General features: G+C 71.0%; 21 protein-coding genes. 11 read left to right on the forward strand and 10 right to left on the reverse strand.

Going from position 1 to position 21,687, the window contains the following annotated elements; genetic code table 11:
- Positions 1-59: 59 nt before the first annotated feature.
- The 7 genes from purU to ACTWLI_RS06300 all read right to left on the reverse strand — a co-directional run bounded on the left by purU (position 60) and on the right by ACTWLI_RS06300 (position 7,085).
- The gene (gene purU / locus ACTWLI_RS06270) at positions 60-932 is read right to left on the reverse strand and encodes a formyltetrahydrofolate deformylase (protein WP_445155787.1); all 873 of its coding nucleotides are present in this window, start codon (positions 930-932) and stop codon (positions 60-62) included.
- Between the two features lie 7 nt (positions 933-939).
- Positions 940-1,836, reverse strand: a complete 897-nt coding sequence (locus tag ACTWLI_RS06275; RefSeq protein WP_445155788.1) for a methylenetetrahydrofolate reductase — start codon at positions 1,834-1,836, stop codon at positions 940-942.
- Positions 1,837-1,989: 153 nt separating this feature from the next.
- Positions 1,990-3,483, reverse strand: coding sequence for an aldehyde dehydrogenase family protein (locus ACTWLI_RS06280; protein WP_445155789.1), 1,494 nt, complete (start codon positions 3,481-3,483; stop codon positions 1,990-1,992).
- An 81-nt stretch (positions 3,484-3,564) separates the two neighbouring features.
- Positions 3,565-4,554, reverse strand: a complete 990-nt coding sequence (locus ACTWLI_RS06285; protein WP_445155790.1) for a VOC family protein — start codon at positions 4,552-4,554, stop codon at positions 3,565-3,567.
- 26 nt (positions 4,555-4,580) lie between these two features.
- Positions 4,581-5,660 (reverse strand): 4-oxalomesaconate tautomerase, encoded by a 1,080-nt coding sequence (locus tag ACTWLI_RS06290; RefSeq protein ID WP_445155791.1) that lies wholly within the window; start codon positions 5,658-5,660, stop codon positions 4,581-4,583.
- Entirely contained in the window at positions 5,647-6,357 is a 711-nt protein-coding gene (locus ACTWLI_RS06295) for a 4-carboxy-4-hydroxy-2-oxoadipate aldolase/oxaloacetate decarboxylase (protein ID WP_445155792.1), read from the reverse strand. Before ACTWLI_RS06295 ends, ACTWLI_RS06290 begins: the two co-directional genes overlap by 14 nt.
- Complete coding sequence (locus ACTWLI_RS06300; protein ID WP_445155793.1) at positions 6,354-7,085, reverse strand: PIG-L deacetylase family protein; 732 nt, start codon at positions 7,083-7,085, stop codon at positions 6,354-6,356. The genes ACTWLI_RS06295 and ACTWLI_RS06300 overlap by 4 nt, the downstream gene beginning before the upstream one ends.
- Positions 7,086-7,306: 221 nt before the next feature.
- Between ACTWLI_RS06300 and ligM the strand changes: the two genes are divergently transcribed.
- Positions 7,307-8,722 carry a vanillate/3-O-methylgallate O-demethylase gene (ligM, locus tag ACTWLI_RS06305; protein WP_445155794.1) on the forward strand — a complete coding sequence of 472 codons (1,416 nt, stop codon included), beginning with the start codon at positions 7,307-7,309 and terminating at the stop codon, positions 8,720-8,722.
- Between the two features lie 40 nt (positions 8,723-8,762).
- Here the strand turns inward: ligM and ACTWLI_RS06310 are convergent, their stop codons facing one another.
- The gene (locus ACTWLI_RS06310) at positions 8,763-9,449 is read right to left on the reverse strand and encodes a GntR family transcriptional regulator (RefSeq protein WP_445155795.1); all 687 of its coding nucleotides are present in this window, start codon (positions 9,447-9,449) and stop codon (positions 8,763-8,765) included.
- 56 nt (positions 9,450-9,505) lie between these two features.
- On the opposite strand from ACTWLI_RS06310, the gene ACTWLI_RS06315 reads away from it, so the two are divergent.
- Positions 9,506-10,318 carry a DUF1932 domain-containing protein gene (locus ACTWLI_RS06315; RefSeq protein ID WP_445155796.1) on the forward strand — a complete coding sequence of 271 codons (813 nt, stop codon included), beginning with the start codon at positions 9,506-9,508 and terminating at the stop codon, positions 10,316-10,318.
- Positions 10,319-10,337: 19 nt separating this feature from the next.
- Here the strand turns inward: ACTWLI_RS06315 and ACTWLI_RS06320 are convergent, their stop codons facing one another.
- Positions 10,338-10,571 carry a hypothetical protein gene (locus ACTWLI_RS06320; protein WP_445155797.1) on the reverse strand — a complete coding sequence of 78 codons (234 nt, stop codon included), beginning with the start codon at positions 10,569-10,571 and terminating at the stop codon, positions 10,338-10,340.
- A gap of 165 nt (positions 10,572-10,736) precedes the next feature.
- Between ACTWLI_RS06320 and ACTWLI_RS06325 the strand changes: the two genes are divergently transcribed.
- On the forward strand, positions 10,737-11,813 hold the full coding sequence (locus ACTWLI_RS06325) for an ATP-dependent DNA ligase (protein WP_445155798.1): 1,077 nt from the start codon (positions 10,737-10,739) through the stop codon (positions 11,811-11,813).
- Between the two features lie 179 nt (positions 11,814-11,992).
- Here the strand turns inward: ACTWLI_RS06325 and ACTWLI_RS06330 are convergent, their stop codons facing one another.
- The gene (locus ACTWLI_RS06330; RefSeq protein WP_445155799.1) at positions 11,993-13,312 is read right to left on the reverse strand and encodes an MFS transporter; all 1,320 of its coding nucleotides are present in this window, start codon (positions 13,310-13,312) and stop codon (positions 11,993-11,995) included.
- A gap of 227 nt (positions 13,313-13,539) precedes the next feature.
- On the opposite strand from ACTWLI_RS06330, the gene ACTWLI_RS06335 reads away from it, so the two are divergent.
- The 8 genes from ACTWLI_RS06335 (at position 13,540) to pcaC (ending at position 21,668) form a co-directional block, all read left to right on the forward strand.
- On the forward strand, positions 13,540-14,415 hold the full coding sequence (locus tag ACTWLI_RS06335) for an IclR family transcriptional regulator (protein ID WP_445155800.1): 876 nt from the start codon (positions 13,540-13,542) through the stop codon (positions 14,413-14,415).
- Positions 14,416-14,566: 151 nt separating this feature from the next.
- Positions 14,567-15,448, forward strand: coding sequence for a shikimate dehydrogenase (locus ACTWLI_RS06340; protein WP_445155801.1), 882 nt, complete (start codon positions 14,567-14,569; stop codon positions 15,446-15,448).
- Positions 15,448-17,382 carry a TIM barrel protein gene (locus ACTWLI_RS06345; RefSeq protein WP_445155802.1) on the forward strand — a complete coding sequence of 645 codons (1,935 nt, stop codon included), beginning with the start codon at positions 15,448-15,450 and terminating at the stop codon, positions 17,380-17,382. The genes ACTWLI_RS06340 and ACTWLI_RS06345 overlap by 1 nt, the downstream gene beginning before the upstream one ends.
- A gap of 38 nt (positions 17,383-17,420) precedes the next feature.
- The gene (pcaH, locus tag ACTWLI_RS06350; protein WP_445155803.1) at positions 17,421-18,329 is read left to right on the forward strand and encodes a protocatechuate 3,4-dioxygenase subunit beta; all 909 of its coding nucleotides are present in this window, start codon (positions 17,421-17,423) and stop codon (positions 18,327-18,329) included.
- On the forward strand, positions 18,322-18,888 hold the full coding sequence (pcaG, locus tag ACTWLI_RS06355; RefSeq protein ID WP_445155804.1) for a protocatechuate 3,4-dioxygenase subunit alpha: 567 nt from the start codon (positions 18,322-18,324) through the stop codon (positions 18,886-18,888). The genes pcaH and pcaG overlap by 8 nt, the downstream gene beginning before the upstream one ends.
- On the forward strand, positions 18,885-20,375 hold the full coding sequence (locus ACTWLI_RS06360) for a lyase family protein (RefSeq protein WP_445155805.1): 1,491 nt from the start codon (positions 18,885-18,887) through the stop codon (positions 20,373-20,375). The genes pcaG and ACTWLI_RS06360 overlap by 4 nt, the downstream gene beginning before the upstream one ends.
- Complete coding sequence (locus ACTWLI_RS06365) at positions 20,368-21,186, forward strand: alpha/beta fold hydrolase (RefSeq protein WP_445155806.1); 819 nt, start codon at positions 20,368-20,370, stop codon at positions 21,184-21,186. Before ACTWLI_RS06360 ends, ACTWLI_RS06365 begins: the two co-directional genes overlap by 8 nt.
- Positions 21,183-21,668 (forward strand): 4-carboxymuconolactone decarboxylase, encoded by a 486-nt coding sequence (gene pcaC, locus ACTWLI_RS06370; protein WP_445155807.1) that lies wholly within the window; start codon positions 21,183-21,185, stop codon positions 21,666-21,668. The genes ACTWLI_RS06365 and pcaC overlap by 4 nt, the downstream gene beginning before the upstream one ends.
- The last annotated feature ends 19 nt before the right edge of the window (positions 21,669-21,687 follow it).

The following is a 21,687-nucleotide window of genomic DNA, read 5'->3' on the forward strand; positions in this document are numbered from 1 at the left end:
TTCGGTGGTGCTGTCGGACAGGTGGGCCGGGTGCCGGGGCGGTGCCCGGCGCCCGGGGCTTAGAAAACGATGGTGTGGTTGCCGTGCCGGATGACGCGGTCCTCGGCGTGCCACTGCACGGCACGGGAGAGGACTGCACGCTCGACGTAGGCGCCGCGGGCCTGGAGGTCGGCCGCGGAGTGCGCATGCGTCACGCGGGCCACGTCCTGCTCGATGATCGGGCCCTCGTCGAGGTCCTTGGTCACATAGTGCGAGGTCGCCCCGATGAGCTTGACGCCGCGCTCCCTGGCCTTGCGGTAGGGGGCCGGGCCGATGAAGGCGGGGAGGAAGGAGTGGTGGATGTTGATCAACGGCACGCCGACCCGGTCCAGGAACTCCGGGGAGAGGATCTGCATGTACCGGGCCAGGACCACGAAGTCGACGTTGCCGTCCAGCAGCTTCAGGATCTCGGCCTCGGCGCCGGACTTGTCCGGTCCGGAGGAGGGGACGTGGAAGAACGGGACCCCGAAGGAGCGGACGTCCTCGGCGGTGTTCGTGTGGTTCGAGATGACCATCGGGATGGTCACGGGCAGCTCGCCGCGGCGGTGCCGCCAGAGCAGTTCGAGCAGGCAGTGGTCGGAGGTCGAGACGAGGACCGCCATCCGCTTGGGAATGGAGCGGTCCGTGAGCGTCCAGGCGAGGCCGAGCGGGGCCAGGGTCTTCTCCAGGTCCGCCTCGATCGCCGGCATCGCGGCCGCCAGATCGGGACGGTTGAACACCACCCGCTGGAAGAAGTCGCCCGACACCGGGTCGGAGGAGTACTGGTCCAGCGAAACGATGTTCCCCTGGTTGCGGGTGACCAGGGCGGCCACGGCGGCGACAATCCCGGGCTGGTCCGGGCCGTGGACAATCAGGCAGGCCTGGTCCCGCAGGAGTCCGCTGTGCAGTGCCACGGCCGCCTCAGCCCTCTTCGGCGACGAACCGGCGGACCCAGTCCGCCGTCGCCAGGAGGCCGCCGAAGGTGTAGAAGTGCAGCCCGACACGGCCGCCGATGTGCGGCTGGGCCCCGGGGGTGTGTTCGGCGAGGACGGCGGCCAGGTCGTCGACGAACCGGTCCGGCCCGGCGTCGCCCATCAGGTTGGTCAGCGAGAAGCCGTACTTCTTCACGATCATGGCGTTGGCGCCGACGCCGAAGCGGCGCGCGAAGCCCAGCAGCCGCTTGATGCCGGCCGGGCCGGGCGTTCCGACGCGGATCGGGGCGTTGATGCCGCTGGCCCGCACCGCGTCGATCCAGTCGGCGACCGGGTCGGTGTCGAACGCGAACTGGGTCAGGATGACGGCGCCGAGGTCCTGCTCGGCCAGGGCCGCCGTCTTGTCCTGCAGCGCTGCCCAGAGGACTTCCTTCGAAATGTCCGGGTGGCCCTCGGGGTAGCCGCCGATGCCGACGTCGCGCACCCCGTACCGCTGCAGGATCCCACTTTGGATGACCGAGAGCGAGTCCTCGTACGGCCCCTCGGGCGTGGCCGGGTCACCGCCGACGGCGAAGATGTGCTCCGAGGCGTCGACTTCCTGGAGCCGCCCGAGGAATTCCTCGAGCTGTCCGCTGGATTTCAGCCGGCGGGCGGAGATGTGGGGGACCGGGACGAACCCCAGCTCACGGACCGCCTTGGCGGCGGCCACCCGCATTTCCAGGTCCTCGTTGCCGAGGAAGGTGACGTTGATCCGGGTGCCCGGAGGGATGTGGTCCTTGGCCTCGATCAGGGCGGGGACGTCCTTGCCCGTCATTTCGAGGGAAAAATCCTGGATGAGTTCCAGCGATGCTGCCCGGTTCTTCGCGGGCGTGATTCGAGTCGCCATCGGGAGTCCTTTCGGCGGGTGCGACGGTGCACCCGCCTTCGACTTTAGCTATGTCGATAGGGACTGTCCATAGGTATTTTGAAAAACAGGGTGCCGGCCGCGTGCCCCGGCCCGCGCCGGCCGGGGCTGCGGCGTGCCCCGGCCGGCCGCAGGTCAGCCCGCCGCCGGGGCTTCCGGTTCGAGGTGGGCGATCGCGCGGGTGTCCTGGAAGGCCCGGACGCCCTCGATCCCCTGCTCCCGGCCCATGCCGGACTGTTTCATCCCGCCAAACGGCGCCCGGAGGTCCAGCCGCGTCGCACCGTGGTCGTTGACCCAGACGTAGCCGCAGACCAGCCGGCCGCCCACCCGGTTGGCTGTATCGGCGTCGGCGGTCCAGACGGAGCCGCACAGGCCCGCCCAGCTGGCGTTCGCGGCCTCGACCGCCTCGTCTTCGGTGTCGAAGGGCAGGATCGGGATGACCGGGCCGAACTGCTCCTCGGTGACAACCCGCAGCGCGGGATCGGGGTCGATCACCAGCGCCGGGCGCAGGAAGTTGCCGCCCTGCAGTTCCGGGGCGTCCGGCAGCGTGCCGAACTCCCGGACCTCGGCGCCGGAGGACCGGGCCTCCTCGATCAGGCCGGCGACGAACTCCTTCTGCGCGGGGGAGTGCAGCGGCCCCATGGTGGTCCCCTCGTCGAGGCCGTAGCCGATGACCGCCCGCTCGAGCCGGCCGGAGAGCCCGGCGACCAGCTCGTCCAGCCGTGACCGGTGGACGTAGATGCGTTTGGCGTTCATGCAGATCTGGCCCGTGGTGTCGAAGACCGCGGCGTACAGGCGGTCCAGGTGCGTGTCGTCCAGGACGGCGTCGGCGAGGATCACGGCGGCGTCGTTGCCGCCCAGTTCCAGCGTCACGCGGGTCAGCGATTGTGCGGCCATTTCCATGATGCGCTTGCCGCCGCCCACACTGCCGGTGAAGCAGGCCTTGGCGATGTCCGGGCTGGTGATCAGGGCGGCCATGTCTGCATCCTTGCCGGTCACGACGTTGAGCACCCCCGGCGGCAGCTTCTCGGCGATCCGCTGGACCACCCGGGTGGTCGCCAGCGGCGCCGTGGGCGGCGGCTTCACGATGGCGGTGTTCCCCGCCAGGAGGGCGTGCGGCAACGAGGCGGCGAGGATGGCGATCGGCCAGTTGAACGGCACGATCACCGTCACCACCCCGAGCGGCTGGAAGCCGACGCTGGTGCTGACGGGGATGCCCGGCGCCGGGGCGAGGACCTTGGCCGCGTCCACTTCGCCGGCGAGTTCGAGCGCGAGGTTCCAGCGGATCTCGAAGACCAGCGAGTCGACCCACGCCTCCAGGCGGATCTTCCCGTTTTCCTGGGACAGGATGGCGGCGTCCTCGTCGCGGGACTCGGCAATGCCCTCGAGGGCGGCGCGCATCTGCGCTGCCCGTTCCTGCGGGGCCAGCGCCGCCCAGCCCGGGTAGGCGGCCTTCGCCGCCGCGATGGCGTCGTCGACGTCGGCGGGGCTGGCTGCGGCGGCCCGGCCGACGACCACCCCGGGTTTTCCCGGGTCAGCGATCTCCAGGGTGGCGGCGGTCTCCCGTCCGCTGCCTCCGATGAACAGGCCGGTGGTCACCGGCGTCGACGTGTCCGTGGTGTTGCTCATGGCTGCCCCTCTGTGTGGATGATGCTGTGCGGATGGTTTGGTGCTGGTGGGTGTGGCGTAGTCCCGGTATGCGGTGCCCGCCTAGCCGGCGGAGACGTTGGGCGTGCCGTGGGTGTGGAACGTTTCGATCGTCTTCATGCCCCAGGCCTGTCCCTTCTTGCGCTCCTCCTGCGTCCATTCCACCACCGGGGAGTCGGGATCCAACAGCAGCCGGGCGCCGGCGTTGGCGAATTCGATCCGGTTGCCGCCGGGTTCCCAGACGTAAAGGAAGAAGGTCTGGTTGATGGCGTGCTTGTGCGGGCCGGACTCGATGTGGATGCCGTTCTCCAGGAAGATGTCGGCGGCCTTGAGGATGTCCTCGCGGGTGTCCGGGGCGAAGGCGACGTGGTGCAGCCGGTTGCCGTGCTTGAGCCAGTCGTCGGAGTACACGATGTCGTAGGACTTGTTGTTGAAGTGGAACCACCAGGCGGCATAGCCGCCCTCGTCGAGGGCGATGCGTTCGCTCTCGCGCCCGCCGAGGGCCTGCGCCACGAATTCGCCGTTGGCCACCACGTCCTTGGCCAGGTAGTTGATGTGGTCCAGGCGCCGGGCGTTGATGCCGCGCCCGGGAAAGGCCGAGGCCTGGTTCTTCAGCGCGGGTTTGTCGTCCGTGGCCACGTACCGCTCGGTTTCGTAGTAGATGGCCATGTCGTGCCCGTCGGGATCCCGGAACGCGTAGCTGGGACCGGTGCCCACCTCGCCGTCCACCCAGCCCAGGCCGAGGCCGGTGGCCTCGATCGCGGCCACCCGGCGTTCCAGCGCGGCCTGGCTGGTGGCCCGGAAAGAGGTCCGCCCCACGCCGGCGTCGGCCGACTCGGTGAGCTTGATGGTGTAGAGCTGGTATTCGTCCCAGGTGCGCAGGTAGACGGACCTGCCCCTCCCGTCCGCGCCGGCACCCGCAGGGGCCCCGGTTTCGGCGACGAGGCGCATCGCCAGCAGGTCGCGGAAGAACCACAGGCTTTTCTCGAAGGTGGGCGTCAGCAGCTCCACGTTCCCCAGATGGGCGACATCGAACGAGGTGTAGTCGGTCATGGGAGGTCCTCTCTGCAGGGATCGGGTCACAGCCGGGGCCGCGGGAAGGCGCGGCCCTCGAAGAGTTTGCGCGCCGTGCGCAGGGCCGCCGAGCGGGTGACGGCGAACCCGTCCGGCGCGGGTTCAAGGCCGACGTCGACGTCGAAATGACCGGTGGGATGCTCGACGCGGAAGGGCGCGCCGGGGGCCGGCAGGTCGGCCAGGCCGTGTCCGGCCGAACCCTCCGCCAGCACGCCCGCCGCCACCGTGAGCGCCCCGAGGACACCGATTGAGGTGTGCACGCGCACGGGCAGGAAGCTGCGGGTGGCGATGGCGCCGCCGGCCCGGGGTTCCGAGAGCAGCACGATCTTCGGCACCGTCGCGGCGCTGACATCGCCCATACCCATCAGCCCGGCCGCGGCCAGGCGGAGCTCGGCGAGGCGCCCGGCCAGCGCCGTGTCCGCCTCCAGGTCCTGCGGGGCTTCGCCGCCGGTCAGGCCCAGGTCGGCGGCGCGCAGCAGCACGCTCGGCATCCCGTTGTCCACGCAGGTCACGTCGACGCCCAGGACCCGGTCCAGCACCCTGCCGGTGGGAAACAGCGCCCCGGTTGAGGAACCGGCCGTGCCTTCAAAGTCCAGCGTGACGGCCCCCGCGGTGCCCGGCACCCCGTCGATCGCCAGCCCGCCGTCGTAATCCACCACCCCGCCGGGGGTGGCGAATCCGGCGGTCGCGACGGCGTCCGTGTTGACCATCCGGATCCGCACCTCGGTGTGGTCGCCGGCAGCGGGGACCAGGCCGCGTTCGACGGCGAACGGCCCCACGCCGGCCAGGAGGTTCCCGCAGGTCTGCCGGGTGCCGACCGAGGCGGTGTCCACGCCCAGCTGCAGGAACAGGTAGTCCACATCCGTGCCGCCGCCGGCGGAGGGACCCACGACGGCGACCTTGCTGGTCAGCGGGTGCGCCCCGCCAAGCCCGTCGATCTGCCGCGGGTCAGGGCTGCCCATCAGCCGCAGCAGCAGCCGGTCGCGTTCCTCCGGATCGGCCGGGAGGTCGGAGGCGAGGAAATAGGCGCCCTTGGAGGTGCCGCCGCGCATGAGCATGCACGGGATTCCGTCAGCCGGGCTCATGGCCGGCCTCGTACTCGGCCGCGCTGACGTAGCGGACGCCCAGCCGGTCGAGCACGCCGCGGAGCCGGTTCCGGTCCAGGCTGAGCTCCCCGGCGCGGTAGGCCTCCCGGGATTCGGCCTCCTTGGCGACCCTGGCGTCGGCGGCGGCCAGAACGGCCTGCGCGTCGCCGCGCGGCACGCACAGCACCCCGTCGTCGTCGGCCACGATCACGTCGCCGGGCCGGACCAGGGCGCCGCCGACGGTGATGGGAACGTTCACCGCACCCGCCGTCGCCTTGACCGTGCCCTGGGCGTTGACCGCGGCGGACCACACCGGGAAGCCCATCTCCCGGAGCTCCGCGAGATCGCGGACCCCGCCGGTGGTCACCAGCCCCCGCACGCCGCGGTACCGGAGCGCCGTCGCGAAGAGTTCGCCGAAGGAACCGTCCAGCGACGGAGAGGTGGTGGTCACCACCAGCACATCGCCTTCCCGGCACTGCTCGACGGCGGCATGGATCATCAGGTTGTCCCCGGGCCAGCACAGCACCGTGACGGCCGAGCCGGCGATCCTGGTCCTGTCCTGGCGGGGCCGGAGGCCGGCGCCGGCCAGGCCGCTGCGGCCCATCGCCTCGTGCACCGTTGCCACGCCGTGGGCGCCGAGCGCATCAATGACCGGCCCGGCCGCGCGGGCGACGCCGGTGACAACCACGGTCTTCACTCGAGGACCTCGGTGACCTGCGGGTAGTAGCGCATGTACGCCTCGCCCTTGGTATCCACCGGCAGGCCCAGGTTGGGGCCGGCGTTGCGTTTGACCTGCACGCCCCGGCGGACCGCCAGGGAGGTGTAGTAGTCCCACATGTGCTGCTGCGCGGGCAGGCACTTCATCGCCCGCTCCTTGGCGGGGAAAGCGGAGGTGATGTCCAGCAGGACATCGGGTTTGAAGTCGCACTGCTCCGGCTGGTGCGGTTCGAAGAAGAACACCGGCGGGGCGCCGAGCACCTCGCCGGGGGCGTCATAGCCGATCGCCTGGGCGAGGATCCGGGCCTCAATGGCCAGCCTCGCGGCGGCAGGATGGTCGCCGTTGTAGGGGTCCTGCAGCGGGTGGGTCAGCACGACGGCGGGCTGGACCCGGCGGTAGATCCGCACGAGCGAGTCCAGCAGCTCCCGGCTCGGCAGCAGCGGGTAGTCCCCGGCGTCGAGGAACTCGACCTCCGCCCCGAGCGCCGCGGCGGCCGCCTCGGCCTCGCCGCGCCGCAGGGCCTTGATCTCCTCCAGCGTCTTGCCGGCCAGCCACTGGCTGGCGGATTCGCCCCGCTCGCCATAGGAGAGGCAGACCACGACGGCGCGGCTGCCCCGCGCGGTCGCGGCGGCGATGGCGCCCCCCGCGCGCCAGACGAAGTCGCCGGCGTGCGCGCTGACGACGAGCAGGGTGCCTTCACTGGCCATGGTTGTCCTCCCGGATCGCTCCGCGTGCGCCGTCTCCGGCCGTGCGTCCCGGCACGGCCGCCGTGTCCGCGGACAGTGCCAGACAACCACCCTCTGGCACATTGGTCAAGACATCGAATACAATTTTGTTAGCAATCGGGACGGGGCTGTCCGGCGGGGGCGCGTGCCGTGCGGGCCGAACGGCCCGGACGTGCTCGATCAACCCCCTAGGAGAGATAGCTATGGCCCTCAACTCCCTGCAGGACGTGCTCGATGCGGCCGGCAACACCGTGGAACACCTGCGCAACTCGCAGCTTGGCACCTACATCTACCCGGTGGTCCCGGCTGAATTCACCAACTGGCGGCGCGAACAGCGCGCCTGGCGCGAAACGGCGGTGCTCTACGACCAGTCCCACCACATGGTGAACTTCTTCATCAAGGGCCCGGACGCCCTGAAGCTGCTCTCCGATACCGGCATCAACAGCTTCGCGAATTTCCCGGTGAACACGGCCAAGCAGTTTGTGCCCACGGCCTCCAACGGCGGGGTGATCGGCGACGGCATCCTGTTCCACCAGGCGGAGCACGACTTCGTCTACGTGGGCCGCGCCCCGGCGGCAAACTGGCTCCAGTTCCACGCCGAAACCGGCGGCTACGACGTCGAGTGCCGCTATGACGACCGGTCGCCCTCCCGCCCGTACGGGCAGCCGGTCCAGCGGGACTATTACCGCTTCCAGATCCAGGGCCCGAATGCGTGGCAGATCATCGAGAAGCTCAACGGCGGGACGCTGGAGCAGGTGAAGTTCTTCCACATGGGCGAGCTGGGGATTGCCGGGGAACAGGTCCGCACCCTGCGTCACGGCATGGCGGGGGCCCCGGGCCTGGAAATCTGGGGGCCGTACGCCCAGCACGGGAAGATCCGGGACGCCGTCCTGGAGGCCGGTGCCGAGTTCGGGATCGAGCCCTGCGGTTCCCGGGCCTACTCCTCCAACACGCTGGAGTCGGGCTGGATCCCGTCGCCGCTGCCGGCCATCTACAGCAGCGAGGCGGAACGCGCCTACCGGCAGTGGCTGCCCGCAACAAGCTACGAGGCGGTCAATGCGCTCGCCGGGTCCTTCGTGTCGGCGGACATCGAGGACTACTACCTCACGCCGTGGGAGCTCGGCTACGGATCCTTCGTGAAGTTCGACCACGACTTCATCGGCCGGGAGGCCCTTGAACGAATCGATCCGGCCGCCCAGCGCAAGAAGGTCACCCTGGCCTGGAACGACGAGGACCTGGCGAAGATCTGGGCCTCGTTCCTGGACCGCGACACCCCGGGCTACCAGTTCTTCGACGTCCCCAACGCGAACTACGGGTCCTCCAACTACGACGCGGTGGTGGACGCCGACGGCACCCCGGTGGGCCTGTCGCTGTTCACCGGCGTGACGGCGAACGAGCGGCGCGGGCTGTCGCTGGCGACCGTGGACCCGAATGTGGAGATCGGCACCGAGGTGAGGGTGGTCTGGGGCGAACCCGACGGCGGGTCGCGCAAGACCACGGTGGAGCCGCACAAACAGTTCAGCGTGCGCGCCGTCGTCAGTCCGGTGCCCTACGCCGTCACCGCCCGGACCGAATACCACGGCGGCTGGCGCACGGCGGGGGCCGCGGCCGGACAGTGACGTGGGATCCGTCCGGCAATTCGCGGCCGGGCGGCGGGCCCTAGCTGCCCGCCGCCTCGGCCGCGGAGACCTCGCGCAGGGCCGCGATCACGCTGAGCAGGTGGCTGCGCACCGCCTCCTCGGCGGCGGCCGGGTCGCGCGCGACGACGGCGTCGATGATTGCGGCGTGCTCCAGCACCGAGACCTTCGCCCGCTGCGGCCGGGAGGAGAGTTTGAACTGATGCCGGACACTCTGGGCGTGCAGGCGGGCCACGACGTCGGAGGCGGTGGCGTGGTGGCTGAGTTCACGGAGCCGGTTGTCCAGCGACAGGTGCAGCCTGGAGTACTCGACCAGGTCGCCCTCGGCGACGGACTCGATCATCCGCTCCCGCAGCCGCACCAGGTCCGCGGCGTCGTCGTCGGAGAGGCTGGCGGCGGTTTTCGCCGCGCACAGTCCCTCGACCCCGATCCGTACCTCCAGGATTTCGATGGCCTCGGCCACGGAGATCGCCCGGACCCGGGACCCGCGGTTGGGGAGGCGTTCGACCAGGCCTTCCCCGGCGAGCTCCAGCAGGGCGGTACGGACGGTCGCCCGGCTCGCTCCGAAGGCGGCGCTGAGGTCCGCCTCGACCAGCCGCTGGTTGGGGGCGTAGTCGCCGCGGATGATCGCGTCGCGGATGACGTCGGTGACGCTCGGGTCGGCGGCGGCCACCCCGGCCAGTGAAGGTCCGCCAGCTGCTGACGCCATGTGCACTCATCTCCCAGAACGCCGAAAAGGAAGGGGCCCCGGTGCGGGACACCATATTGTCTACAATCTTAGGAGCAATCGAGGGCGGAACGCGCATGCGGGTGGCGGTGCTGGGCCTGGGGGAGGCCGGGAGCATCTACGCGGCGGACCTTGCCGGCCGCGGCGTCGAGGTGACCGGCACGGATCCGGCGGTCCCGGCGGCGCCGCCCGGCGTGCTCCGGGCAGCCGGCATCGCCGCGGCGGTCGGCGGGGCCGGGGTGGTGCTGAGCCTGGTCGGCGGCCGGGCCGCGGAGGCCGCCCTGGCCGAGGCCCTGCCGGCCATGGAGCGGGACGCAATCTTCGCGGACCTGAACACCGCCGGCCCGCAGGACAAGCGCCGGCTGGCCGAACGCGCCGGCCGGGACGGCATCGCGTTTGCCGACGTCGCCGTCCTGGCCCCGGTGCCCCGGGCCCGGCTGGCGACCCCGGTGCTGGCTAGCGGATCCGGCGCGGAGCGGCTGTTGCCCATCCTCGCCGGCTGGGGGGTGCCCGCGGAGAGCGCCGGCCCGGAAGCGGGGGTGGCCGCCGGGCTGAAGCTGCTGCGCAGCGTCTTCATGAAGGGCCTGGCCGCGACCGTCCTGGAGGCCGTGACGGCGGCCCGGGCGGTAGGGGCCGAAGACTGGATCACTGCCCAGATCGCGTCGGAGCTGGGCGAATCGGGCCCGGCGCTCGTGGCGCGGATTCTGGAGGGCACGCCGGTGCATGCCGTGCGGCGGGAGGCGGAGATGACCGATGCGCGCGCGTTCCTGGAAACGCTCGGAGCGTCCCATCCGATGACGGACGGGACCATCCAGTGGCTCCATGCGCTGGCCGCGGGCAGTCCTTACTGACGGCGCCCGGGTGCCAGGCTCAGGCCACCCGCCACAGGGTGCATTCGTCCGTGGTGACGGCCCGGCGCGTCCCCGTCTGCCGGTCCAGAATCCACACGACGCCGGTCCCCGGCGCCGTGTCCTGCACCCTGCCGCGGCGGACCACGACGTCGTCGTAGTCCGGGCCGACGCGCAGCCGGGCTTCGACTTCGTCCCCGCGGTGCAGCTGGTCAAGCGCGCGGATACGGGTGGTTCTGGCCTGGCTTTCCTTCACCACGGCGGGCCTCCTGGACTGGGGCTGGTGCCTGCTCTTGCCGGCAGTTCCAGTGTCCGGAACGGATGTTGCCGCCGCGTTTCGGGCCGGTAAGCGCTGGGTTAGCTTTCCGGGCCGGGGCTCAAGGGATCGACGGGGAGGGGAACGAGCGCCAGAATGGGGCCTATGCAATTGCCCGTGATGCCCCCGGTCGCGCCGATGCTCGCCAAAGCGGTGAGCGGACTGCCCGAGGGGGCGATGAGTTTCGAGCCCAAATGGGACGGCTTCCGCTCCATCATCTTCCGCGACGGCGACGAGGTGGAGATCGGCAGCCGCAACGGCAGACCCCTGACGCGGTACTTCCCGGAACTCGTGGAATCCCTGAAGTCGAACCTCCCCGAACGCTGCGTGGTCGACGGCGAGATCGTCCTGGTCCGGGCCCCGGGGGACCGCCTGGACTTCGATGCGCTGCAGCAGCGGATCCACCCGGCCGCCAGCCGGGTCCGGCTGCTCGCCGAACAGACCCCCGCGAGCTTTGTCGCCTTCGACCTGCTGGCCCTCGACGACGAGGACTACACCGGCCGCCCCTTCCAGGAGCGCCGGGCGGCGCTGGAGCGCGCGCTGGCGGACAGTGCGGCGCCGGTGCACCTGACCGCCGCGACCCGGGACCGGGACACCGCGGGCCTGTGGTTCCGGCAGTTCGAGGGCGCGGGGCTGGACGGGATCGTGGCCAAGCCGCTGGACGGGCTCTACCAGCCGGACAAGCGCACCATGTTCAAGGTCAAGCACGAACGCACCGCCGACTGTGTGCTGGCCGGGTACCGCGTGCACACCTCCGGGACGGACCGGATCGGATCGCTGCTGCTGGGGCTCTACGACGACGACGGGGTCCTGGCCAGCGTGGGGGTTGTCGGCGCCTTCCCGATGCAGCGGCGCAAGGAGCTGTTCGAGGAACTCCAGCCGCTCGTGACCGACTTTGAGGACCACCCGTGGGCCTGGGCCAGGCAGGAGGAAGGGTCCCGGACCCCGCGCAACGCCGAGGGCAGCCGCTGGAGCGGCGGCAAGGACCTGAGTTTCACGCCGCTGCGGCCGGAGCGTGTCCTGGAGGTGAAGTACGACCACATGGAGGGCGAGCGGTTCCGGCACACCACCCAGTTCGTCCGCTGGCGGCCGGACCGGGACCCGGCCTCCTGCACCTACGCCCAGCTGGAGGAGCCGGTCAGCTACGACCTGGCCGCCGTGCTCGGCGCCGCCGGCCGCTAGGCCCGCTGCCGGCACCGCGCTCGGCACAACGCTGCCGGCACCGCGCCGTCGGGCCGGACGCTCCTGCCCGGTTACTGCCGCAGCCGGGCCCCCGACACGCCGGAAAGCCCGGCGTGTTCCGTGAACACACCGGGCTTTCCGGGAGGTAACTGGGCGGGAACGCCCGGCCGGGCCGCGGGTCAGCGCAGGCCGAGCTCCTTGGTGGGCACCTTGAAGGTTTCCTTCGCCGTCAGCGCCGAGATGGCGGCGATGGCGCAGATGATGCCGGTGAAGATGGTGATCTGGACCCAGCCGCCGGGCTTGATGCCGCCCATGGCCGCCACGATCGCCGGGGCGAAGCCGGCCATCAGGAAGCCGAGCTGGGTGCCGATCGCCAGACCGGAGAAGCGGACCTTCGTGCTGAACATCTCCGCGTAGAAGGACGGCCAGACGGCGTTGGACGCCGCGTACCCGAAGGAGAAGAAGCCGATCGCGGCCAGGAACATCAGCGGGACACTGCCGGATTCGAGGCTGAGCAGGAACACCGGCGTCAGCACCGCGCTGGCCAGCGCACCGTAGATGAAGACCGGCTTGCGCCCGATCCGGTCGGCCAGCTTGCCGAACAGCGGCTGGGTGCCGAGGGCCACGAGGTTCGCGCCGACGACGAGCCAGAGGGTGACGGTGCCGTCCACGTTGGCGACGTTCTTGGCGTAGCTGATCGCGAGGGTGCCGAACACGGTGGAGACGGCGGCAATGAAAGCGCAGGCGACCACGCGCAGCACGTCGCGCCAGTGGTGCTTGAGCAGGTCGGCGACGGGGAGCTTGGAAATCTGGGCGGCTTTCTGCGCTTCCTCGAAGGCCGGCGGCTCGTGCAGGGTGCGGCGGATGAGGAACGCCACCACCACTACGACGGCGCTGAGCCAGAACGGAATGCGCCAGCCGATGCCGTACTTCAGGTCGTCCGGTAGGGCCAGGACGGGGATGAAGACCAGGGCGGCGAGGATCTGGCCGCCCTGGGTGCCGGTCAGGGTCCAGGAGGTGAAGAAGGAGCGGCGGTTGTCCGGGGCGTGCTCGAGGGTCATGGAGGACGCCCCGGCCTGCTCGCCGGCAGCCGAGAGGCCCTGGCAGAGACGGGCCACCACGAGCAGCGCCGGAGCCCACCAGCCGACGGTGTTGAAGTCCGGCAGGCAGCCGATGACGAAGGTGGAGGCGCCCATCAGCAGCAACGTGAACATCAGGACCTTGCGGCGGCCCACCCGGTCACCGAAGTGGCCCAGGATGACGGCGCCGACCGGGCGCGCCACGTAGGCGAAGCCGAAGGTGGCGAAGGACATGATCGCGGCGTTGGCGTCGGCGTCCGGGAAGAAGACCTTCGGGAAGATCAGGGCTGCTGCCGACCCGAAGATGAAGAAGTCGTAGTACTCGACGGCGCTGCCGAGGAAGCTGGCAACGGCCGCCTTCTTTGGGGTCCCGGCCGGAGTGGCAGTGCCCGGGGTCGTAGACGGGAGTGTCTGGCTCATGGTGTTCCTTTGATGTGACGACGTTGTCGCTGATGGATCGGAAGGGTCCAGCCGGCCGGTGGCTTCAGTGGTGCGGCAGCCGGTGAACCGAAGAATAGACCCGGACTAGTAGCCGCATTGTGGGAGCTACTTGTGCGATGTAGCAAGCATGGCTGTGAGCGCCATCACTTGTCAATAAAAATAATCATCATCTAGCAATAGCTCTCACAATGTGGCAACATCGAGTCATGAGTGTGAACCAAGACACAACCCCTGGCGCCATGACGGCCGGCCCCGAGGCCGCCGCCGGGAACGCCGCTGCGGGACCGCCTGCCGCCCCGGCGAAGGCTGCCCGCCGGCCCAAGGAGGACGCCCGCACCGACATGGTGGGCAAGGCGCTGGGCCTGCTGGTCCTGCTGGGGGACGAGCCGCGCGGTGCCAGCGCCGCCGAACTCTCCCGCCGCGCGGAGCTGCCGTTCAGCACCACCTACCGGCTGCTCGGCTCGCTGACCCGGGACGGCTTTGTCGACTACGAGCCGGATGGCCGCCGCTACCACTTGGGCCTGCGGGTGTTCCAGCTGGGCCAGCGGGTCTCCAACCACCACGGCTTCGCCGGCACGGCGCTGCCCATCCTGCGGCGCGTCACGGAGGAGACCGGCGAGGCCACCATCCTGTCGGTGCGTGACGGCGTGCATCACCTGACGGTCAACAAGGTGGACGGGCCGCAGACCTTCCGGGTGACCTCCGACCCCGGGCACCTCGGCGCCCTGCACACGACGTCCGTCGGGAAGGCGCTGGTCGCTTTCGCCGACGACGCCACCCGGCACCAGCTGGTGGAGGAGCTGGACCTGGAGCCGCTGACGGGCCACTCGATCACGGACCGCGATGTCTTTCGGGCCGAGATCGAGCTGGTGCGGCAGCGCGGCTACGCGACCATGGACGAGGAAAACGAGCTGGGGATGCGCGCCGTCGCGGTGCCGGTCTTCAACTCCCAGGGCCACGCCTTCGCCTCCCTGGCCACGGCCGTCCCGGTCTTCCGGATGAGCATGGAGGCCCTGGTCGCCCTCGTGCCGCTGTTGCAGGCTGCCGCCGCCGAGCTGTCCGCCCGGCTGCCCCAGCAGTGATGCAGCCTCGGACGGACGGGCGCCGTCATTTTATGTTCGCAATAAGAACATCAGTGCAACATGTGAACATGTGCGGTACTGTAACCCATATCACCCGGTCCGCCGCCTGCTGCGCGGTGGCCCAGGTGCTGTTGTCAAAGGAGCAAGACGGATGAGCAATCGGGCAGAGTCCTTCCTCATAGGCCTCGTGGGTGACGGCGTGACGCCCTCGCTCACCCCGCCCATGCACGAGCGCGAAGGCGATGTGCAGGGCCTCCGGTACCTTTACCGCCCCATCGACCTCGCCGAGCTCGGACTCCCGGGTGAGGCGGTCGGTGAACTCCTGACCGGCGCCCACCGGCTGGGCTTCAACGGTTTGAACATCACCCATCCGTGCAAGCAGCTCGTGCTCGACCACCTCGATGAAATCTCCCCGGACGCCCGACGGCTCGGAGCGGTCAACACCGTCACCATCCGGGACGGCCGCTTCATCGGGCACAACACCGACTTCTCCGGTTTCGCCTCCGCACTCGCCGCCGGCCTGCCGGGGGCCCGGCTGGACCGCGTCGTGCAGCTCGGCGCCGGCGGCGCCGGGTCCGCCGTCGCCTACGCGCTGCTCACCGCGGGCGTCCGCCGGCTCGACCTCGTGGACACCGATCCGGCGCGGTCCGCCGCCCGGGCCGCCGAACTGGCCGGCTTCTTCCCGGACGCCGTCGTGGCGGCGCGGACGACGGCGGACCTGCCGGACCTGATGCCGCGCGCCGACGGACTCGTGCACTGCACCCCCGTGGGCATGGCCGCCCACCCGGGAGTTCCGCTGGACCTCGCCCTCCTGGAACCGCGGCACTGGGTTGCCGACATCGTCTACCGCCCGATCGAGACCGAGCTGGTGCGCGAGGCGCGGGCCAGGGGCTGCGATGTGCTCGACGGCGGCCGGATGGCCGTCGGCCAGGCCGCCGACGCCTTCCGGATTTTCACCGGCCTGGAGGCCGACGCCGACCGGATGCGCGCGCACTTCCTGGAGCTCGTCGCGGCCGAGGAGGTGGCCGCCTGATGCGCACCGGAATCGCCACGGTCTGCCTCTCCGGCACGCTGAAGGAAAAGATGCAGGCCTGCGCCGTCGCGGGCTTCGACGGAATCGAGATCTTCGAACAAGACCTCGTGACCTCCTCGCTCAGCCCGGAGGAGATCCGCGCGCTCGCCGCCGACCTCGGGCTGAGCCTTGACCTCTACCAGCCGTTCCGCGACTTCGACTCCGTCCCGGAGGAACTGCTCGCGGCCAACCTGCGCCGCGCCGACGCCAAGTTCCGGCTCATGAACCGGCTGGGCATGGACACCATCCTGGTCTGCTCCAACGTGGCCACCGCCAGCATCGACGACGACGGGCTGCGCGCGGACCAGCTCTCCCGGCTTGCCGCCCTCGCGGGCGAACACGGCGTCAGGGTCGCCTACGAGGCCCTGGCCTGGGGCCGGTACGTCAACGACTACGAACACGCCCACCGCCTGGTGGAACTGGTGGACCACCCGAACCTCGGCACCTGCCTGGACTCCTTCCACATCCTGTCCCGGGACTGGGACACCGCCCCGATCGAGCGGTTCAACCCGGAGAAAATCTTCTTCGTCCAGGTCGCGGACGCCCCCAAGCTGTCGATGGACGTGCTGTCCTGGAGCCGGCACCACCGCGTCTTCCCGGGCGAAGGACAGTTTGAACTCGCCAAGTTCATGGGCCACGTGGCCCGGGCCGGCTACTCCGGACCGGTCTCGCTCGAGGTCTTCAACGACGTGTTCCGGCAGTCCGACGTCGAGCGCACCGCAGTGGACGCCATGCGCTCGCTGATCTGGCTCGAGGAGCAAAGCGCCAAGTGGCTGGACGCGAACCCGGCCCCGGCCGGCACTCCGGGCGCCGGACGGCGGCGGTATCCGATGGAGCTGTCCACCCTGCCCCGGGTGGCCGAGCCCGCCGGTTTCAACTTCGCCGAGGTCCGGGCCGCCGACACCGCCGCGCTGGAGACCCTGCTGGGCCGACTCGGGTTCGCCTTCAACGGCCGCCACCGGACCAAGAATGTGCAATTGTGGACTATGGGCCACGCGCGCGTGATCATCAACGAGGAAGCCCCCGCCGCCGCGGAGACCGCCATCGCCGCGGTCGGCTTCGACGTCGATTCCCCCGTCATCGCGGCCGCGCGGGCCCAGCAGCTCCGGGCCCCGGCGGTGCCGCGCAAGAGCCAGGCGGACGAGGAAGTCTTCCAGGGCTTCGCGGCCCCCGACTCCACCGAGGTCTTCCTGTGCCAGGGCAGCGTCGACGGCACCGCCGCCTGGGTCACCGAATTCGGCCCTTCCGGCCAGGACGCTGCCGGCCAGGACACTGCCGGCCCGTCCGGCGCCCGGCACGCGGTGATCGACCACGTCAACCTGGCCCAGCCGTGGCAGCACTTCGACGAGGCCGTCCTCTTCTACACCAGCGCCCTGGCGTTGGAACCGCAGCCGTACGCCGAGGTTGCCAGCCCCACCGGCCTGGTCCGCTCCCAGGTGATGACCACCGGCGACCGGGGCGTGCGGCTGGTGCTGAACCTGGCGCCGCTGCTGCAGCAGGAGGGCGCCCACGGGACCGGGAAACCCGGTACCGCGGCCGCGCGGCCGACCTACCAGGAGCACGTCGCCTTCGCCGTAGATGACCTGGTGGCCACGGCCCGCGCCGCCCGCAGCCGCGGCCTGGAGTTCCTCCCCATCCCGGCCAACTACTACGAGGACCTCGAGGCGCGCTTTGCACTGGACCCGGAGTTCCTGGCCACCCTCCGCGAACTTGACCTGCTTTACGACCGCGACGCGGACGGCGAGTTCCTGCACTTCTACACCGCCACGGTCGGCAGCGTGTTCTTCGAAATGGTCGAACGCCGCGGCGCCTACGACGGGTACGGGGCCCCCAACGCCCCGGTCCGGCACGCCGTCCAGTACGACCACCTGCACCAGCTCAAACTCACCGCCTGACCGCCCGGCCAGGACCACCACCACGAAAGGAGGCTGCTGTGCCCGAAGAAATCAACCTCGAAATATTCAACGCGGACCCGCTCACCGAGGACGTGTCCGACGCAGCGCCCGAGGCAGCACCGCAGGCCGCCACCAAGGCCGTCCCGGCCCTGGACACCGCCGCGGAATCACAGCAGATCCTCAGCGACGAGATGAAGGCGCTCGGCGACGCTTACGCGCAGGCCCTGCAGAACGGCGCCCCGGCCGAGATCCAGCCCCGGCTGGACTACCCGCCGTACCGCAGCAGCATCCTGCGGCACCCGACCAAGAGCCTGCACCACGCGGACCCGGAAACCATCGAGCTGTACTCGCCGGCGTTCGGGCACATGGACGTGCACGCCCTGGAATCGGACCTCACCATCCAGCACAACGGGGAACCCCTGGGCGAGCGGATCCTGGTCTCCGGCCGTGTCCTGGACGGCGACGGCCGCCCGGTGGCCGGCCAGCTGGTGGAGATCTGGCAGGCCAACTCCTCCGGCCGGTACGTCCACAAGCGGGACCAGCACCCCGCCCCGCTCGACCCGAACTTCACCGGCGTCGGCCGCTGCATCACGGGGGCGGACGGTTCCTACAGCTTCACCACGATCAAGCCCGGCGCCTACCCGTGGAAGAACCACCTGAACGCCTGGCGGCCGGCCCACATCCACTTCTCGCTGTTCGGCCGTGAGTTCACGCAGCGGATCGTGACGCAGATGTACTTCCCCGGCGACCCGCTCTTCGCCCTCGACCCGATCTACCAGTCGATCGTGGACCAGGACGCCCGGGACCGGCTGGTGGCCACGTACAACCACGAGCAGACCAAGCCGGAGTGGGCCCTGGCCTACAACTGGGACATCGTCCTGACCGGCTCCAAACGGACCTGGACCGAAAACGAGGCACTTGGCGCGGAAGGTGACGACCATGAGTAAATTGACCCCCACCCCCGGCCAGACGGTCGGGCCGTTCTACGGCTTCGCCCTGCCCTACGCCAAGGACCGCGAACTGCTGCCGCCGGGCACCCCCGGCAGCATCCGGCTGCAGGGCACGGTCTACGACGGCGCCGGCCACCCCGTGCCGGACGCCATCGTGGAGATCTGGCAGGCCGACGCCGAGGGCCAGGTGCCGCAGCGCACCGGCTCGCTGGTCCGCGACGGCTACGCCTTCACCGGTTTCGGCCGCTGCGCGGTGGGCAACACCGGCGTCTTCACCTTCACCACCGTCAACCCCGGGCCCACCGCGGCCGGCGCCGCGCCCTTCATCTCCGTCGTGGTCTTCGCCCGCGGCCTGATGAACCGGCTCTTCACCCGCGTCTACCTGCCGGAAAACGAGGAGGCCCTTGCCGCCGACCCGCTGCTGTCCGCGCTCGACCCGGAGCGCCGCCGGACCCTGCTGGCCCGCCGCGACCCCGACGGCGGCCTGAGCTGGGACATCCGGCTGCAGGGCAAGGATGAGACGGTCTTCCTCGACTTCGAGGGCGCCGCGCAATGACCACCCCGGAGGGCCCCGGCGCCGGCTACGGCGACGTGGGCCTGCTGAGCCCGGTTTCGGCCGCGCCGTCCGTCGCGGCGCTGACCGGCGACCGTGCCGTGCTCGCAGCGATCCTGCGGGTCGAAGCAGGCTGGGCGGCGGTCCTGGAGGAGGCGGGGCTGGCCCCGGCCGGCTCCGCGGCGATTGTTGCCGCCGCGGCCGACCCGGACCGGTACGACGCCGCCGCGATCGCGGTGCGCGCCCAGGGCGGCGGCAACCCGGTCATCCCGCTGCTGACCGAGCTCCGCCGCCAGGTTACGGACCTCGACACCGCCGGCGTCGGCGCCGTCAAGGCCGTGCACACCTCGCTGACCAGCCAGGATGTGCTCGACTCGGCCCTGATGCTGCTGGCTGCCGGCGCGGTCCGGGAGCTGCTCGCCGAGCTCAAGGCCACGACGGCGGCGCTGGCCGGCCTCGCGGAGCGGCACCGGGACACCCTGTGCGTGGGCCGCAGCCTGACCCAGCATTCCCTGCCGTTCAGCTTCGGCCTTAAGGCGGCGCAGTGGTTCTCCGGGCTCGCCGCGGCCGGCCAGCGGCTCGAGGAACTGGCGCTCCCGGTGCAGACCGGGGGAGCCGCCGGCACCCTCGCGGCCGGCACCGTCCTGACGGACGGGACGGCCCTGTCACCGTTCGACCTGGCCGACCGGCTCGCCGCCCGGCTGGGCCTGGCCGCCGTCCCGGCGCCGTGGCACACCAACCGGCTCGCGGTCACCGCGCTCGGCGACGCACTGGCGGCCGTCGCCGACGCCGCCGGCAAGATCGCCGCCGACGTCCTCTTCCTCAGCCGTCCCGAGGTCGCCGAGGTCGCCGAGCCGCGCTCCGCGGGCCGCGGCGGTTCCTCGGCCATGCCGCAAAAGCAGAATCCGGTGCTGTCCGTGCTGGTCCGCAGCGCCGCGCTGCAGGCCCCGGGCCTGGCCGCGCAGCTGCACCTGGCGGCGGCCACCTTCAACGACGAACGCGCGGACGGCGCCTGGCACACCGAGTGGCCGGCACTCCGCACCCTGCTCGGCCTGGCCCTGGGCGCCGCCGGGCAGCTGCGGGAACTGGCCGCCGGGCTGCAGGTCTTCCCCGCCGCGATGCGGCGGAACCTGGACCTGTCCGGTCCGCTGCTGCTCTCCGAGGCGGTGAGCGCCGCCGTCGGGCCCCTGTTGGGTTCCGAGGGGCGCGAGCGGCTCCAGGACGTCGTGGACCGGACCCTGCAGGCGCCCGCCGTGGAGCAGGCGCCGACCTACCGGAAGCTGCTGCGGGCCGCCGTGCCCGCTGCGCTGCTCTCCGACGAGCGGCTCGAAGAGCTGCTCGATCCGGCGAACTACCTCGGCCAGGCCGCCGAGATCAGCCGCCGCATCCTGGCCGCGTGGCCCGCGTTCACGCACGGCGGCGCGCCGCCGCGCCCCGAACCCGCCGAACCCACCATTCCGACCGAAGAGAAAGGCGCCACCCGTGGCTAGACCGACCCTCAAGGCTGTCCTGCTCTCACCCCAGCGCGAGCTGGGCGACCGGCCGCTCCTGGTGGCCGGGCCGTCGCTCGGCACCTCCACCCTGGTGTGGAGCCAGGCCGGCGCCCTGCTGGGCGACGAGTACGACGTCGTCGCCTGGGACCTCCCCGGCCACGGCATCTCGCCGGCCGCCGCGGAACCCTTCACCGTCGCCGAACTGGCGGACGCCGTCGTGGAGCTCGTCGATTCGATCGCCCCCGGCGCCCGCTTCCACTACGCCGGCGTCTCCCTGGGCGGGGCCACCGGGCTGCAGCTGGGCATCAAGCACGGCGACCGGCTCAAGAGCCTGTCCGTGCAGTGCAGCGGCGCCAGGATCGGCACGCCCGACGGCTGGCTGGACCGGGCCGAAACCGTGCGGGCCCAGGGCACCGGGGTAATGATCGAGGGCTCGGCGCAGCGCTGGTTCCCGCCCGGATTCATGGAACGAGAACCCGACCGCAGCAGCCGCCTGCTGCACGCCCTGCGCGACGCCGACCGGTTCAGCTACGCCTTCTGCTGCGAGGCGCTCGCCGGCTTCGACGTGCGGAACGACCTCGGCAGCATCCGGGTCCCCACCCAGGCCCTGGCCGGTGCGCTGGACACCGTTGCCACCCCGGCGCTCGCCGAGGAAATCGTCGCCGGGATCACCGCCGGCGGCGGCACCGCCAACGCCGTGACCCTGGAAGGCGTGGCCCACCTGGCACCCTTCGAGGCCCCCGGGCACGTGGCCGGACTGCTGCGCAGCCTGGTCGGCTGGGCCGAATCCCGCGGAGCCGGCGAATGACCGGCGCGGAACGGCACGGAGTCGTCCAGCCGGACGCCACCAGCCGGGAGATTTACGACGGCGGCATGAAGGTCCGGCGCGAGGTGCTCGGCGCCGCGCACGTGGACCGCGCCAACGCCAACAAGGACGCCTTCACCGAGGACTTCCAGGACATGATCACCCGGATCGCCTGGGGCGGGATCTGGACCCGGCCCGGCATCAGCCGGCAGATGCGCTCGGCGGTCACCATCACCGCGATGGTGGCGCACGGGCACTGGGAGGAGCTCGCCATGCACGTGCGCGCCGCCCTCACCAATGGGCTGAGCCGGGACGAGATCAAGGAAATCCTGCTGCAGACCGCCATCTACTGCGGCGTTCCCTCGGCCAACACCGCGTTCAAAACCGCCCAGCAGGTCTTCCGTTCCATGGACAACACCGACCTGGACGCCGCCGACCGGGACACCGCCGGACCCGACGGCACCGCCCCCGCCCCACCCCACTAGCCCGCAGAGGCCGCCGCCC

It is taken from the genome of Arthrobacter sp. Hor0625 (assembly GCF_052567525.1).